9 protein-coding genes are annotated in these 16,101 nt (G+C 64.9%); 3 read left to right on the top strand and 6 right to left on the bottom strand.

The annotated features are described in order from the left end of the window. Window positions 1-1,162: 1,162 nt before the first annotated feature. The 3 genes from OID54_RS38245 to OID54_RS38235 form a co-directional block, all read right to left on the bottom strand. Window positions 1,163-1,981 (bottom strand): phosphotransferase, encoded by an 819-nt coding sequence (locus OID54_RS38245; RefSeq protein WP_329028452.1) that lies wholly within the window; start codon window positions 1,979-1,981, stop codon window positions 1,163-1,165. 1,942 nt (window positions 1,982-3,923) lie between these two features. Then, window positions 3,924-5,165: a ParB/RepB/Spo0J family partition protein gene (locus OID54_RS38240; RefSeq protein ID WP_329028187.1), complete on the bottom strand. Its 1,242-nt coding sequence runs from the start codon at window positions 5,163-5,165 to the stop codon at window positions 3,924-3,926. Next, entirely contained in the window at window positions 5,162-6,316 is a 1,155-nt protein-coding gene (locus OID54_RS38235) for a ParA family protein (RefSeq protein ID WP_329028185.1), read from the bottom strand. Before OID54_RS38235 ends, OID54_RS38240 begins: the two co-directional genes overlap by 4 nt. 366 nt (window positions 6,317-6,682) lie before the next feature. On the opposite strand from OID54_RS38235, the gene OID54_RS38230 reads away from it, so the two are divergent. Continuing rightward, window positions 6,683-7,264: a restriction endonuclease gene (locus OID54_RS38230; RefSeq protein ID WP_329028183.1), complete on the top strand. Its 582-nt coding sequence runs from the start codon at window positions 6,683-6,685 to the stop codon at window positions 7,262-7,264. A 140-nt stretch (window positions 7,265-7,404) separates the two neighbouring features. Here OID54_RS38230 and OID54_RS38225 read toward each other — a convergent pair whose 3' ends face one another. After that, on the bottom strand, window positions 7,405-8,364 hold the full coding sequence (locus tag OID54_RS38225; protein ID WP_443055833.1) for an endonuclease/exonuclease/phosphatase family protein: 960 nt from the start codon (window positions 8,362-8,364) through the stop codon (window positions 7,405-7,407). A gap of 153 nt (window positions 8,365-8,517) precedes the next feature. Here OID54_RS38225 and OID54_RS38220 point away from each other — a divergent pair, with 153 nt between their 5' ends. Continuing rightward, a complete protein-coding gene (locus tag OID54_RS38220; protein WP_329028179.1) occupies window positions 8,518-9,525 on the top strand; it encodes a DNA/RNA helicase domain-containing protein in 1,008 nt (335 codons plus the stop codon). Here the strand turns inward: OID54_RS38220 and OID54_RS38215 are convergent. After that, window positions 9,509-11,683, bottom strand: a complete 2,175-nt coding sequence (locus tag OID54_RS38215) for a hypothetical protein (protein ID WP_329028177.1) — start codon at window positions 11,681-11,683, stop codon at window positions 9,509-9,511. The two genes, OID54_RS38220 and OID54_RS38215, sit on opposite strands and share 17 nt — an antisense overlap. Window positions 11,684-12,510: 827 nt before the next feature. Continuing rightward, window positions 12,511-12,786, bottom strand: coding sequence for a hypothetical protein (locus tag OID54_RS38210; RefSeq protein ID WP_329028176.1), 276 nt, complete (start codon window positions 12,784-12,786; stop codon window positions 12,511-12,513). Between the two features lie 531 nt (window positions 12,787-13,317). Here OID54_RS38210 and OID54_RS38205 point away from each other — a divergent pair. Further along, complete coding sequence (locus tag OID54_RS38205; protein ID WP_329028174.1) at window positions 13,318-15,972, top strand: hypothetical protein; 2,655 nt, start codon at window positions 13,318-13,320, stop codon at window positions 15,970-15,972. The last annotated feature ends 129 nt before the right edge of the window (window positions 15,973-16,101 follow it).

Raw genomic sequence — 16,101 nt, 5'->3', positions numbered from 1 at the left:
GCCCTCGCGCAAGCGCGAAAGCTGGGATTGGTTGGAGCCCTTCTCCTACTGGGCGACTGGACACAGCCGGTCCGATTCGCCGCTGTCCGTATCCTCGGCTTGGGCGTGGCGTTCAACGCATCGGCCGGAGCGTGGGCGGCAGGGTCTGTCACGGTGGACGAGGACGACCTGCGCGGTGTGCTTCCGGTCCTGAGCCGGCCAGCCACAGACACTCGTTGATGGTTGCGAACAGCACGGTCGCTTCGGAGCGGACGGCGAGCTTGTCGTATCTCGTCGCGACCGCGGGGTGGCGCTTGCAGCGATTGATGCGCAGTCCACCGCGCGGCGACCCTCAGGGTCCCCTGAGCCTCACTCGGTACATCGGCATCCACCTTCCGGAGACCCGCCGCACCGCCATCTGGCCCCGTCCCGGTGCCCCCGTCTCAGACATCGCCGCCGGTTTCCATTGAGCGATAGGCAGTCCCGAGAAGGATGAGGTTCCCAGACTTGGGTCAGGCGACCCCGGCCCTTGCGACCACTGACCGCTCTCTCAACGCTGGGACCCTGCCCAAGCAGGTCATCGGCGAGGCATGAAGGTCTTCTGGTTCACCCTCGAACCTCTCCTCGCCTACCTCGGGCGGGCGACTGTCGACACCACTGTCCCTAGGGCCGCCGCCAAGATCACCCGATGCGAACCCCTTCACCGACGCGGCCTACGCACGCCGGTTCGTGATCATCACCTCGAACTGGCAGAGGACTCGTCGCAGTCAGTAGCGCTCGGTCCTCGTGTCGGTGGTTCCTGTTGTCCGCGGACAACAGGAACCACTCCCCCACCCCCAGTTGAGCTGTTGTCCGCGGACAACAACCTGGAGCCTGTGGCCATGCGTGTACAGATGGCGGTGATCTCAAGTGCGGGAGCGCAGCCGTTTGGTCTATTTGATCTGCTTCTCGTGGGAGGGACTCGCGCCGTTGCCCCAGCCTGAGCGGTGGGAATGCGGTAGGGCTGGCTTGGGGAACTTACGGGCCAGTGCAGGTTGACGTCGACGGCTGTCAGGTCGATGGGGCGCTTCGATTGATCGGATGCGTCGCTTCTCTAGGGGTCGCCTGAGGTGATGTGTGACCGGCCTGTGCCTGCAGCTGACAGCCCGGCCCGCATTCAACAATGGCCTACAGGGTTGGGAGACTAGGTGAGCAGTCTGGCCAGTCGGGCGGCTTGACGTTCAGGTGTTCCTGGCGGATTGCGAGGATGCTGGGGGTCGTCGAAGGACACGAGGAACAGCCAGACGAGCGCCAGTAGTCTGCGGCATTCCGGTAGGCGTGCGCGTTCGGCGGGGTTCAGGTTGATCAGATCGAGGAGCGCCTCCACGTTGAGAGACGGGCCTTTCCAGCTGGCTATGTGCTCGGTGATCTCCGCTAGCTCGAAGGGCCGGTCACTGATGCCTGAGTCTTCGAAGTCGACGACCCTCACGCGGGTGCCGTCCCACAGATAGTTGGCAAGGTTGCCGTCCCCTGGACCGAAGACCATCGGAACATCTGGTGTCCCGATACGGTCCAGGCCGGAACAGGCCAGCCATTCAAGGCCGCTGTGCATGGCCTGACGTACCTCACCGCTGACGTGCCGGGGAATGAGCGGTACCCAGGCGTGGATCTGGTTGATGAGTCCCTGCTGCTGGCGAAGCCGGATGGGAATGTCAGCCAATGCATCGGCAGGAACGGCGGCATACAGCTCGCTCAATGCTGCGGCCAGAGCTTTGAGTTGCTGATCGCTGAGCGGCTGGCCCCGCAGCGGTCTACCCGGCAGGCGCGACATCACTGCTTCTGGATCCATCGCGTCAAGGTCAGCGCTGTAAGGCAGAGGGGCCAGGCCCGGTGCGTACTCCATGAGCAACTTCAGGGCACGCCACTCCCGCACGCACTCTTCCCGCTTCTCGCGCCGGAATTTCTTGATCACGGTGTCCGACCGGAGTTCGACAGCGTGGGTACTCCATGGAACGGAAGTCATAGGAGCGATCCTCCCCATGACCGGACTCACTTCTTCATGGCTGACAAGTTCGCCGTGCGCTTTGAGGCAGTACTCCGCGCTGGGCGACCCGTTCAGGGGAGGTGTTCGTAGTCGGCACGTTCGGTCTGTGTGCCAGCGGACGTTGTTGTCCGCGGACAACAGCTTGCGCTTGTGCCGGTTCGGGAAGGGGTGGGTGTTGTCCGCGGACAACACGGTGCACTCCCCCACTCCCTCAAGAGGTTGTTGTCCGCGGACAACAACCGAGAATCGAACTCGCGTCCTTGCAAGCGTTTGGCCTGGGCGGTGGGCTGAGTGAGCAGCAGTTGGTTCTGGAAGCCAGTCGGAGACTGGCGGCTGGCACGGCGGAGAAGGTGGTCTTCGCGTAGCTGGCGGCGAGTACCGGTGAATGGGGTGTTGCCGCTTTCGACGTATGCCTGGCTTTATGGAGTGCCCCGGGCGGACGCTGGCACGAATCCGAGAGATTCAGCCTCTCTTCAAGGGTTCGTCGCGTGCGAGTAGGCCCCTCGTTGTCGTCCTTCTCGCTTCTGGGCTTCCCGCCGGGGAACTGCTTGCGGACGGCTGGGACCGAGCAGAGGTGCTGCTGGCCGTGCTGGAACACTGGCGCGCTCAGGATGCCGTGGCCAAGGGGTACACCACACCGTGACTGGTTGGCTTGAGCCCTGGGCTGAGGCGTCTTCGAAGGCTTGGAACGTGGGCCGGCTACTGGCCGCGTGAGAGGCATCAGATGCGGTGTGCTCGGGCTCCCGTCCTGCCAGGGTCCGACAAGGGGAAGCTGGATCTTGGGCCGGAGTTTCAGGGCCTCGGCCGCTGTACGAACCACACATCGGCGGCGTCGGAGTTCCAGGGCCACTCCCCTGCCTCCGGTGGGTCACCTGGACGTTTCGTACGAGGTCGCCTGCTGGTTCATGGACCAGGGTGAGAATGAGGTCCGCGTCTGCCGGGCGTGGATGCGGCTGCGTCCCGGGCCTGGCGTGGCTATCCACCACCCATTGCGTCAGAGCCACCTGGACGCCATCGATGGCGATGAGTTCCCTCAGGTCCAGGAGGAGGGGCGCGCCGTCCTCTATCGAGGCCGACCTCTGCCCCGTTGCTGGCAGTCGCCGCTGGACGGGAGCCTGACGGAACCACCCCGAGTCATCGACGAGCCCCCTGTTCTGCAGATGATCAAGGAGGGCAGGGCTCTTGTTTGGCGGAGACCGAAGCCAGAGACAGTCGGTTGGAGGGACCACCCGTAGTCCGGGGAAGGCGCTGATCTGTTGTCCGCGGACAACAGGTACTACTTCCCCACCACTCACGGTCGGGTTGTTGTCCGCGGACAACAACCCGACCGTGTTTTGGGTTTGTGCTGCCGCATGGTGGTGGTCTCAAGCAGCGAGCGGTTGGGTTCACTGAGCTGTGCCAGTGTGCGGCGGCTTGCGTCAGAGCTCCCAGCCGTGAGCGATGGGGGGTGCAGCGCTGGTTCTGGAGATTCGCAGTTCGGTGTCTTCTGCGGGTAGGACCGCGTGGGGTGTTCGCGGAGTTGGTCGGTGCGTCCGTAAGCAGAGAAGGTAGATGCGTGTTAATTGCATCCAGTTTCTTGCGGATCGTAGATACTGACGCCCCTCATTCACCAGGCGTGTCCGTCTGGGAGAGCTCCGGTGGGGGAGTGGTCCTCTCCGCGCTAAAAGGGCCGCCTGCGGCGTGGGGGTCCCGGACGAGTGCGCTGGACGGGTCCAAGGAAGGCAGGCGAACCGCAGCCAACGCCTGCACGGGGTGGGGGTGGTTCATGGGCGTCGACGTACCAAAGCCCCGTGGACAACGCTCGCGGGCGTCAGGCACGGGGCTTCGGAATGCGCTGCTGAATGTGGCTTCGGGCTCGTGGGGGCGCCTGTCGCGGACCTGCTGTGTCCGACGAGGCGGGAGCCCCTGGGCAATCGGAGAGTCAGACGTCCTTGTCCCCATTCACCGCTACCGAGTCGGCTTCCTCTGTGTTGTAGCGGAAGAGCAAGGCTGTCAGACGCCGCCGGTGAGCGCTCGTCATCTTCGCCACGATGTGCTGGCAAGCGCGCTCTGGATCACCCCACAGATCCTCTGTCTCAGCTTCCTCCGCGGGCCGGTGGGCAATGCTCGACGCACGCCCCTCCTTTGCCTCGCGGGTCTTTCCCGACGACGGTGCTGGAGCTGAGAGGGCCAGGGCCGGGGGAGTGGCCGGCTTGGAGGAAGCGGCAGGAGTGTTGTCCGCGGACAACGTCTCGGCTTCTTTGGCGGGGGAATGGCTCTTGTTGTCCGCGGACAACACCTCGGTAGCCGGAAGCTGAGCGGGCAGCGGGATGGTCGTGTTGTCCGCGGACAACACGACCGGGGGGCTACTGTCAGCGGCGCCCCGGTTCTTGGCGGCCTTCAGTATGGCCTTTGCTTCTTCCCGCTCCCGGGCCTCCGCGGCACGGACCTCCTTGAGGTGGGCTAGCAGAGTCGCGGAGTCTGCGTCGGGCATCTCCTTCTGGCGCCGGGCCAGAAGCCGACCATCGCGCTCCGGGACGTCACCACTGCTGAGCATCGACTGGATCTCGTCCGGCAGCTGCAGCAAGGCCAACTGATTGGTCACCCACGAACGGTCACGACCGAGCCGCTTGGCCGCCTGTGTACGCGCTCCTGACTCCGACTGCTCTGCACAGACCCGGACCAGTTCGCGTACACCTCGCGCCCGCTCGATGACGTCGAAGTCCTCGCGCTCCAGGTTCTCCTTCAGGAGATGGTTGACGAAGTCTTCACGCGTCGACGCGAGATCGTTCCGGACGACGAAGTCCAGTGACTCCAGACCGACATGCCTCGCACTGCGGAACCGGCGCTCACCATTGACCAGTACGTGCTCAGCGTCTCCGATACCCGTTGCGTGATCGGGCCAGAGCGCGAGATAGGCGTCTCGTGAGACGACCACGCACGCTGCCAACTGTGCTTGGCGCAGTTCCTCTCCGAACCGAGTCATCTCCTCCTCGGATCCGAAGTTCCGCCGCGGGTTCAACGGGGTCGGGCACACCTGGTCCAGCAAGAGCCGGACCAACTCGTAGGCCGGTACGTCGCCCTGGGCCACGGCCTTGGCGCGACCCCGAGCGCTGAGCCCCGATGCTCGTGACGCACGGCCGAACGAAGTACCGCTGCCCAGGCGGTCGCCAACAGTGCTCACGATGCGATCCTCCGTGCTACCTCGCGCATGGCGTCAGCCTGCTCGCAATCGGGTGCGTAGTGCAGTAGGGGTTGCTTGAGTCGCACTGCTTCTCTCTGGTGCTTGAGTTCGGGAATGATGGTGATGACCGGGGGATCGCCGATGCTCTTCCACTGGTCGAGAGAGGACGTCGCCACGTAGCCTTTGCGGCTGTCGTACATGTTGACGATGAAGCCGAGGAGGCTGATCTCGACGGCGAGGTCGGTGGTGAGGTCCTCGATCTGATCCAGCAGCATGTCGAACGCGTCGGCCGAGGAGTCCTCAGCCAGGACGGGGATCAAGATGCCTGAACTGCCCGCAGGTTCGTTCTCCCGCAGACGGCAGTAATAGAGGGCTGTGTCCATGGCGTAGCCGAGGCTGGGCGGGCAGTCGACGACGATGTAGTCGAAGACGCTCTCCAGGCTTTCCAGCGCCTTCTCCAGGGCTGTTTCCTTGATGCGTACATGGCGGGTGGTGGCCAGCTTCGCGTCCAGGAGGAAGGCGTCGCGGCACGCTGGAAGAAGGAAGAGCCTGCCGCCGAAGACGCCTTCCTCTATCGGGACGAGAAGGTCACCGATCTTGCCCGTTGCTTCACCCAGCATGTGCTTGGCGAGGCTGGGGGCTTCGATGTCGAACATGTCGTAGCCGAGTTGCCGGGTCAGATGGCCCTGAGGGTCGAAGTCGATCAGGCAGACCCTGTGCCCTCGTTCGGCCAGCGCTTGGGCGACGCCCGCCGATACGGCCGTCTTCCCCACCCCGCCCTTCTGGTTCCCCATGATGATGCGCCGCGCACCGAGGGACCGGGGGACCGGGTTGGGGATGGCGTGAGTGTCCAGCCACAGCCGGATGGACTGCGCGAGGCCCTGGTTGTAGGAGAGATTGCGCTTCTTGCAGTCATCCTTGAAGCCGGCATAGGTGCCGGTCGGCAGGTAGGTGGAGAAGCTCGTACCGCCGGCTGTGTCGACAGCGGGAAGCGCGCTCTCCGTCGTGCGCCATGCAGCGATGCCCTCGGTGACGGCGTCTTTGATATCGACGCCCAACTGGGCACAGCGGACCTTGAGTTCCTGCCGAATGGGAGCCGGGAGCTTAGCTACTACCTTTTCCCTGTCCTGGGGTGAGTACGGGACGGTCATGGAGGTACCTTACTAACCCGCGCTGCTGAGGCAAGTACCACCCGCCACGCGCCCACCCATCAGCTACGCATGGAGCAGTCCCCGCCTCTCGGCCCTCCTGTTCGCTTGGGCCGTCAGCAACTCCGCTCGCCATGACACCCTTCCACCCTGCCAACAGCCCTCAAGCACCCAGGCCACTGTCCGCCCGAGCCGCTTGGCACCTTCCCGACTTCTAGAGCCTGTGGGCTCCTCCAGACCGTTAAGGGTCAGCAGGCAGAGATCTTCCTGATGGCAGCCGTTGATGGCGGGCGTTGTCCCACCATGGGTAAACAGCCTCTGGGATGGGGAGTTGTACCGCTGGCAACCTGCTGATTCGCGGGAGGGGCGATGGGGACGGGCACAGCAGTACTGGTGGCGTTAGCCGTCGTGGGTGTGGCTGCGGTGGTCGGTTTCCTGGTCCGGGCCGGACGCCGGGAGGCTGAGGCGGAGCAGGCCCGGCTGGCGGAGCAGGCACGAGCCCAAGCCCTGCGGTCGATGGAAGCGGTCTGGGCGATGAACCCGCTGGAGTTCGAGGAGCACGTCGCGGAACTCTGCCGCCGAGACGGATGCACTGAGGTGCGCCGGGTCGGCGCCGCGAACGACCTGGGCGCCGACGTGGTGGGCCGCCTTTCGGACGGTCGAAAGCTAGTGGTGCAGTGCAAGCGCTACGCGAAGCACCGCACCGTCGGTAGTCCCGACCTGCAGCGGTTCAACGGCACTGTCCGCAGCGAACACGGAGCGGATGTCCCTCTCTTCGTCGCATCCTGCAAATTCACCAAACAAGCTCGTGCCTTCGCTACCCGCCACGATCTGGTCCTCGTCGACGTCGACCTCCTCGGCTTCTGGCACAGCGGCACCAGCCTGGCTGCACTCCTTGACCTGGACATCGGCCGGTCCGGGACGAACCGAAAGCTGACTCCGGACAACTGAGCGCTCCGGCCCCCATCCGCGCTCGCCCGTCGACTGATGGACCGGATCCGCCGGCCAGGGCAATTCGTGCGGGTACTGAAGGGCTGTTTCTGGCTCAAGTGGAGCGGTTCTCGGCGTTCTCGATCCCTGCTGGTGTTCGTTCAGAGGCGGATGCGGGCGGCCACGGGTAGGTGGTCGCTGGGGGTAGGTGAGAGCGACCAGATGCGTGTGGCGATGGTTGCGCGGGTCATGATCTGGTCGATGCGCGCGAGAGGGAATGAGGCGGGCCAGCTGAACGCGATGCCTGTGCGGGGTGGGTCCAGTTGTGAGGTGAGCGGGTGGAGGCCACGATCGTCCACGGTGCTGTTGAGGTCGCCGAGGAGGATCACCTTCTCCACCTGTTCGTTGGCTATTGCCGCCCCCAGGCGGGAGGCGCTTTCGTCTCGCCAGGCCGAGCGGAATCCGTCGCTCACGCTGAGTCGGAGGGAGGGCAGGTGGGCGACGTACACGGCTATGTCACCGTGCTCTGAGCCGGCGGTGGCACGCAAACCGCGATCCCAACCGGTCTCGACGGCCTTGGGCTTGATGTCCACTGGTTGCACGTTGGTGAGAGGGAGCTTCGACCAGAGCCCGACCGTTCCCACGGCCGCATGATGCGGATAGTCCGGTGCCAAGACGGCTGCGATCGTCGGGAACGACGAGGGAGTCACCTCGACAAGGGCGATGAGGTCGGCCTGGACCTTGAGCAGCTTCCGTGCCGTGCCTGAGGGATCCGGATTCTCGTCGCTGACATTGTGGTGCAGGACCGTGATGTCGTATCCCGCGCCCGATTGCGGTAGCAGCAGACCGCCGAACTGGACGAGCCACGCCACCACGGGCAGCAGCAGTGCGCACCACACGACAGCCGATCTCCACCAGCAAGCCAAACCCCCCAACACCAGGACCACCAGGACCAGCCAGGGCAGAAACGTCTCCAACAAACTACCCAGGCGAAGGCCGGTGTTAGGAACGGAGGAAGGGAAGGCCAGCAAGCCGGCCACGGCTACGGAACAAGCGACAAGGAGCCTGCCCCCTCGGCTTCGACACCGCCGGCGCCAAGGGGATCGTGTCAGAGAACCCATCTCCGCCGCCGCAGCGTCGCCTTCCGTCACCAAATCGTCCATCTCCTTTTCCTCGAGGCGTCACGTACATCAGACAGGTTCACGTGCCGTGCTTGCACTCCTGGACGACGATGAGCCACCCCGAGACTGCACGCCCCCGACGCGGTGGCCGGTGTGGCCTACCTCCATAACGCCGATACCACCGGCGTGGCCGACCTGCTCGCCCTTGAACCCGACCACCACGGGCGTCTTTTCACGCACAGCACCCGCGATCAGCTGATCACCTATCTACAGTCGCGCCTCTCACCCGCCCACGGCACCGCAGCCGCCGACGAACTCCTCGACAGCCCCCTCGCATCCAGCCGTCCCCTGCTGCGCGCGACCGCGGAAGAGCTCCTGCACACCGACCGGTTCGTCCTGCTCGACCAACAGCAGGTCGCTGTCTCCCTGGTCCGTCGCACGGTCAAGAAGGCCCGCGAAGCGGACAGCAAAGAAGTCCTCATCGTCACCGGCGGCCCCGGCTCCGGCAAAAGCGTCATCGCCCTACACCTGATGCACCACCTCGCCCACGACCACCACACCGTGGTCCACGCCACCGGATCCAAGTCCTTCACCCGCACCCTCCACCACGCCATCGGCACCGACAACCCCCGCGTCCGCAAGCTCTTCGCCTACTTCATGAACTTCGCCGACACCCCCAAGAACGGACTGGACGCGCTGATCTGCGACGAGGCCCACCGCATCCGAGCCCACTCCGTCCGCCACCGCGGGGTACGCCAGATCGACGAACTCCTCGACGCGGCCGGCGTCCCTGTCTTTCTCCTGGACGGCCACCAAGTCGTACGCCCCGGCGAGATGGGCAGCCGCAAAGTGATCGACCAGGCCGCCGCCGCCCGAGGCCTGCGCCCACGCCACATCGACCTCAACGGCCAGTTTCGCAACGGCGGCAGCCGCGCCTACGAACAGTGGGTCCTGCGCCTGCTGCAGCTCACCGACGAGCCCGCCACCGAGTGGGCCGACGAGCGGACCTTCCACGTCCGAGTAGTCGACTCTCCCCAGCAGATGGAAGACCTCTTGCAGGCCAAGGAAGCGCAGCACCTCACCGCCCGGGCCGCAAGCACACCCTGCCGGTTTTGCTTGGTGGGGGCGTCTGGAGAGTCGGTGTTCAGACGCCGGAGATGAGTCTGTCGATTGTTCGGAAGGCCGCCCACAGCAGCTGCTGCGTTGGTTTGAGGACCACCGCCTTACCAGTGAACTGCAGCGCATACAGGCTCAGCTTCACAAGCCGGGTGCCCCAGATCGAACAGATGCGGTCCTCCAATTGGTCTGCGATCTCGTTGAGCGAGGTTCTGTTCAGCACGTCGATCAGGGCCAGGTGGTAATCAAGCGGCTGAGAGCGGACGACGTGGTTCAGGAGCCGCGCCGCGACCCGAGTGGACTGGCCGCTGCTGGAATTGTGAAGGCGTTGGAAGTTCTTCAGCAGCACAGCTACGTGCGTGGGTGGCTGCTCGGAGCTGGCGGCTTCGAGTACGGCGTCGAGATGCGTGCTGAGATGCGCTGCGTGGAGGGCGAGGCTGAGGTTGACCACGCTTGAGGCGGAGTCTGTGCTGGCCTGTGCTGCGAGGCCAGAAGGAGTCAGGTAGTTGGGGCGGGCTGTGTGCAGTCTGAGCAGTCCGGCGCTGGCATGTCCTGTGGGGCGGTCTTGTGTGGTGCAGGTATAGACAGCGCTGGCGTGGTCGTGTAAGTCGCCGTCGAGGAGGGCGACGAGCATGTCAGCCGCGTGTTCGGGACTGCAGAGGGTGGCTGCCTCGGTTACCAGAGCGAGGGAGTCCATGCCGGGGTGCATCTGGTTCAAGTAGTGCATCAAGAGGTGGGTGTCGTCCTGCGTGCGCTCACGCACACAGGACGACAGGGCGTCGGAGGCGTCCTTGTGACGGCCTGCGACGTTGAGGTCGATGATCAACTGGGCGAGCTCGGGTGCTGGGCGAGTGTGGAGCGCATGCGAGAGCACGTTTGAGGCGGCGTCGTGCATGTCTGCGGTGTGCAGGGCGGACACGAGCGACACGAGATGGCCTGTGGTGCGCTGCTGGGTCTGGGAGAAGACGGCGGCCGCAGCTGTGAAGAGTTCCGCCCGGCACAAGGCGCCGATCAGTTCCGCCACGTCGGTGGCCACACGGCTACGTGCCATCGCGCTCTGCAGAGCATCGGCGAGGGATCCGAAGCTGGAAGTGTGTAAGGCGATGACCAATTCGGCGAGTTCACCACACGGGCGATCCTGAGCGGGGCAGGCAACGGCCCGCACCAAGGTGTCGTCGAAGGCGGGAACCGCCAGCAGGCCAAAGACAGCCAGGATCACTGGCACGTCACGGTAGGCCACCACGGCACTGAGTAGGACCAGCACCGCGTCGTGATGCCCCAGGCGGTGGAGAATCGTTGCCAGTTCAGCGAGGCCCTCAGGATTGTGCAGTTCCACGGACGCCTGCAGAAGCGCGGCAGCAGGTTCTTGAAGACCGGCACTCAGAAGCTCCCCGGTGAGATCTGCCGTGTCACCGACCGGCCGCATGGCCACCATGGCCGGCAGTGCTGCTTCGGCGTGTTTGTGTAGTCCTGCTCCGTAGAGAGCACCGAGCAGGGCCTGAACCTCGGCCACGGGGCGGCATCGACTCACCGAAGTGACGAGTTCACTTGCGATGGCTCCACGCGGGCCAGTGGCAAGCCCGCCGACTAGCTGCACCAGTTCTGGCACGGAAGCCGTCCGGTCCGCGGCTTCGAGGACCTCCATGAGGGACGCCCCGGAAATGCCCTCGTTGAGTAGCTCTTCGGCAGCATCAAGCTGGTCCTCCAGCAGATGGCAGCGCTTCTCGGCCGTCCGCAGCTCCACTCTGGTGTCCGCCAGCTGACGGCGCAGATCGGTAACCTCGTCCTGCAGAGTACTGCTGGCTCGCATCAGGGTGCCGCAGCGCTCCTGCCACATCTCGAGGGCTGTGGCGTACGTGTGCCGCTGCTCGTCGAGCTCAGCCTGTAGTTCCGACTGTCCCACAGACCGGCGTGCCAGCTGCTGCTGCCGGTCGTCAATGGCTTCCAGCAGGGCGCGCTCCCGTAGCCGGAGCTGGCGCACTACTTCATCCTGCGCATGAAAGCGGTCCTGCAGACGTTGCAGGTCTGTGCCTGGATGACGGGCCGCACTGACCGCATCGTGCAGCCTTCGGAGCCCCGCGATCGCATCCGCAGTGACCGGCGACCCACAGTGCTCTGTCACATCAGAGAGCAGGGTGTTGACGAAAGGCCAAGGCGTGCGCCGGCTGCCGTTGAGGTACCGGCTTACTGTCCCCGGATCCATGTGCCGACGCCCCGCGTACGCACGGACGCTGATGTCCAGGCGGGCGAAGTATGTACGTAGATCAGTGACGAATGCTCTCACCGCTGGGGATAGGTCGGGGCTGAGCGCAGCCAGCCCCGTGGTCCTCGTTTGGGCGTCCATGTTTCCCGTCCCGTTGTTCTGTGAGCGTTGCCACCAAAGGCACAACTATGGCGAGCGGGTGCGGCGTTCGGACACTTTCGGGTGTTTCCAGGCTCATCGGCAACAGCCCGTCTGTAGCCAGAACAACTGGCTGCTGTTGCAGCCTGCCTGGCAACACCCCTGGCGCAGCAGGATCAGCAACAGCCAGTCCGGCAAGCCTGGGCCAGCTGATGGCCCATTGCCCGTGCTCAACAGGAGAAGTCATGTCGCTCAGCAACAACGCCGCTCGCCCCACTGTCCCGCCAGCTACGGCGCCTCCACGTGCCGGCCGCTGTGACCTGCCCAGGCAGCAAGAGTCTGGTCGGGTGATTCTCGAAGTACGGGCGCCTGTGTGGGGCAGCACAACTGGCATCGCCGCGGTTCTCAGCAACAGTTTGCTCGTCACAGCTCTGATCAGCGGCCAGATCCCACCCACCCCCGGACTCATATGGCCGCTCGTGTCCCTGAGCGTCGCCAGCATGGCCTACGACCTCGGCCGCAAGGCGATCACAGACGACCGACGGTGAAACCAAAACTGTAGGCACGTCAGGTGCGCGACGAGTGGCCCCCGCACGTACCTTTGACCCGTGCGCGTGTCCGTAGTGACCGGACCTGGGTATAGACCCGGCACCCCCTCGCCTGAGAGCGTCCGCTCGAGGCATGGCCGTTCATGGGCCGGTGAGGGTGTCGCGGGTGCCGATGCGTCGCCAGATGATGGGGCGTCGGGGGCTGCCGTATTGCCACGTTGCGCGTCCGGCGAGGCCAGTGCCCATGGACCAGGTGAGCTCGTAGACGCCGCTCCGTGCGCACTTTGCCCATTTCACGTGCAGGCCCGGGCGGAAGCCCCGGCCGGTGCGGATGTCGTGGACAAAGGTACGCATGATGCGGCGGAAGCACCGGTGTCGTTCGGTGGTGAAGCGGGGGAGGGCCTCGTACGTGGACACGGTGTCCTTCGGGCAGCACGACGAAGCCCGGTCTTGACTTCTGGTGGTCGTCGCAACATCCCAGCTCAGGAGATGCGATGAACTCCAAAATCCGGAAGAACCGGGGGAGCGGTACATGAAGGTGCGCTGGATACCGCTGGAGTCGGCTCCTTGGCGCTTCGAGGAGGGCGGGGACTGACTTCGCGCAGCGTTTGCGGGGCCCCTGAGGTGTTCGCCTGGCTCGGCCATCCCCGCGGCTCGACGACTTGTGGGTAGCGATGCGCACGAACTGAGCCACCTTCGGTGGAACGCTCTCGAGCGTAGAGATCCCAGGGTTAGCATCCGCAGGTTCTGCACTGGGGGGAAGGTGGACGGATGCGGCGGTTGCATGCCTGGCTGGAGCTATGGGGAGCGAGGGTCTTCGATTTCATCAGTGGTGAAGACAAGTCGGAGATCTACCATCGGTGCGTGAGGGCCGCGCTCGACGCACCCGAGACGGAGCGACTGTTCGGAAAACGCGACGGAGTAGACCGTGGCGCTGTCATGGAGGCTATGAGGACGGCGAGATACCGCCGGTACACCACCATCCGGTGCCCAGCGCCCCTGTTCGACAGAGCGGTTGCGGAACTGGCCGAAGCCCGGGACAGGCACGAGAGAGCGGCACGCGAGACGGAGTGGAACTGGCGAGTCGTCTGCTCCATGATCGTTATCGGCTCCCTGGCACTGTTGATACTCGGTGGCCTACTCGCCCTGCTCATAGCGGTCCTGGTGACAGCAGCCACGATGATCACGCTGTTCATATGGCGCGGGTCTTCGGCGTGGCCCAACCTGAGGCAGTGCCTGAAAGCCGCCAGCCTGGCGGCTGCCTGGCTCGTCCAGCGCATAGAGGTAGGAGCATGCGCCGCACGCTGGGGCGAAGACCTACAGGAGAGAGGCACCGGGCCCGTGGTGGCCGATCTGGTCCACCACATGCTCGGTGACGACCCCGACTCCCTCTTCATCCCCGACGACTTCGAATGGGGCCTGCGCGCGCCTCGAGCCCCGGGCTACATCGTCGAGAACGGCGCCAGGCGTCAACTGGAGCGCAAGCTCACGCAACTTGAGGACGGCACCATCGCCGTCTGCGGCCCACGTGGTGCAGGCAAAACGACGCTGCTGGAGCAGTGCGTCAAGAAGGCCGGTTTCGGTGTGATCGTCCAAGCGCCAGCCACCTATGCTCCGCATGACTTCTTGCTGTCGCTGTCGGTGCGGCTGTGCGAGAAGTACATGCGCGACCTGGGCTATGAACCCACAGGCTTCGCGCGGCTGTCGCCCACGCGCAGACTACTGCGGAGAGTGAAGAACCAGGCCAAGCGATTGATTCGGTGGAGTTCCTTCGCGGTGCCCGCCGCCGCCCTGGTGGTGCTAGGCCTGTCAACCTCGGTGCGGTCCCTGTACGAGCGGTACGCCACGTCCCTATTCGACGTCGCACGCACGTACACCAACGCAGTACGCGACGACATGGCGACAATCTGGCAAGGCCACACCGTCGTCGCAAGCCTGACCGTCACGATCGGCGGGATCGCCTGGTGGCAGTCCAGGGACGCTGCCTGGCTACCACGCATGCTGGGACGCCTGTGGATGCGCGGCATCAGACCCATCGGGCTCCTCCTGGCCTGGGCATCCGCTGCCACGGTCCTTTTGGATGAACAGATCCGCCAGCAGGCCCGGCACCTCCACAACGCCCAGACCGAGGCCCTCTACCAGGCCGTCGGCTACGCAGGAGCGCTGCTGGTCGTGTGGTGGGTCTTACGCCTCGCCCGTGATTCCGGAGTCGAGCTCCCCCTCGGAAGGTGGCGCATCCACCTGGAGAGAATCTTCCGCCCGATCGCCGCCGCCGCCGGGATATACCTGCTCCTGTTTCTCATCACCAACCCGCAGATGCGTTCCTTCCTGGCGGACCCGGACAACCCACTGCGGCTGGCAGGCATCATCGCCGGAGTCCTGGTATCGAAAGCGGGGGACTGGCACCCACAGCCAGAGGAACCCGAGTTAGTCACGCGGTGCCAGAGCCACCTCTACCGTCTTCAGACGATCCAGCAGACCACCCACGGCCTGACCACCGGAGGCACAGCCCAGATACTGAGTCTGGGCACCAACCACTCCGCTTCCGTGTCCACAGTCCCCCCGAACTACCCGGAACTGGTCGAAGAATTCCGCGAACTGCTCAAGCACATCGCCATCGAAAGAACTGGAGCGGGCAAGACCGTCGTGATCGCCATCGACGAAGTGGACCGCCTGGGCGCGGACACCGATGCGCTCGCGTTCCTCCGCGAGATCAAGGCCATCCTCGGCGTTCCCCTGGTCCACTACCTGATCTCGGTTGCCGAGGACGTCGGAGCCGCCTTCGTCCGCAGAGGCCTGCCACACCGGGACGCCACCGACAGCTCCCTGGACGACATCATCCACGTCCAACCCAGCACCCTCAGAGACTCACGCGCCATCCTCGCCAAGCGCTCCCAGAGACTGAAAGACCCCCACATCCTGCTCGCCCACGCTCTATCAGGCGGCATCCTGCGCGACCTGCTCCGCTACGGACTGCAGCTCCGCGAGACACAGGACAAAACCCAATCCTACGAACTCACAGACATCTCCCGGCACCTCATCCTGGAAGAACTCGCGGAAACCTTCGCCGGCTTCCGCACCCTGCTGAGCAAACAGCAGTGGACGCACGACACCAACAACGTCCTCGCTTCCCTCCGCACGCTCAGCAGCTACCTGCGCGACCCCTGCCCATGCGTAGAAACGGACGTGCTGCGCACACTCGACCACTTCGCCTTTCACGCCGACGCCCCCCGACCCCACCCCGCGACCGCCGACGACCCATCACACAGACCACCAGACGATCCGGATCTCAGCAGCGACGCACGCCAACTCATCGACGAAGCGTCTACATACGCCTACTTCTCACTCACCCTGCTCGACATCTTCAGCACCGAAGGACTCGAGCGCCGTACGCAACTCGCAGCCGAGCACGGCCAGGACGGCGATCCTGAACGGCTGGCCGATGCACGACAGGAACTCGGGATATCGCCCTACAGCGCCCGCCCTCTGATCGACACCATCCGCAAAGCGTGGTCACTGCCTCTCGGGCCGACCCCTGATCCTCGTGTCCCGCCATCAGACGTGAGGTGCTCCCGCCACAGGAGCCGCCAGGACACCCCCTGAGGTCGAATGCGACGGTCTCGGTCGGACGGCCGCTGCACAGCATTTGCCTGGCTCCGGTCGTGTTCGTCGGGGCGGGTTGACTCGCCACGGGTGCCGTGGAAGTAGCGAATGCCGTGGGTGCGGTGGTAG

It is taken from the genome of Streptomyces sp. NBC_00690, from assembly GCF_036226685.1.
In the GTDB taxonomy this organism is placed as follows: Bacteria; Actinomycetota; Actinomycetes; order Streptomycetales; family Streptomycetaceae; genus Streptomyces.
The sequence above is the reverse complement of the archived record's forward strand: the minus strand, read 5'-3'. Positions and strand labels throughout refer to the sequence as shown.

Coding starts and splice junctions, on each gene's coding strand:
- OID54_RS38215 (WP_329028177.1), bottom strand. CDS start 11,683: ATGGATCCGGGGACAGTAAGCCGGTACCTCAACGGCAGCCGGCGCACG.
- OID54_RS38230 (WP_329028183.1), top strand. CDS start 6,683: ATGGGGACGGGCACAGCAGTACTGGTGGCGTTAGCCGTCGTGGGTGTG.
- OID54_RS38235 (WP_329028185.1), bottom strand. CDS start 6,316: ATGACCGTCCCGTACTCACCCCAGGACAGGGAAAAGGTAGTAGCTAAG.
- OID54_RS38225 (WP_443055833.1), bottom strand. CDS start 8,364: ATGGGTTCTCTGACACGATCCCCTTGGCGCCGGCGGTGTCGAAGCCGA.
- OID54_RS38205 (WP_329028174.1), top strand. CDS start 13,318: ATGAGGACGGCGAGATACCGCCGGTACACCACCATCCGGTGCCCAGCG.
- OID54_RS38245 (WP_329028452.1), bottom strand. CDS start 1,981: ATGACTTCCGTTCCATGGAGTACCCACGCTGTCGAACTCCGGTCGGAC.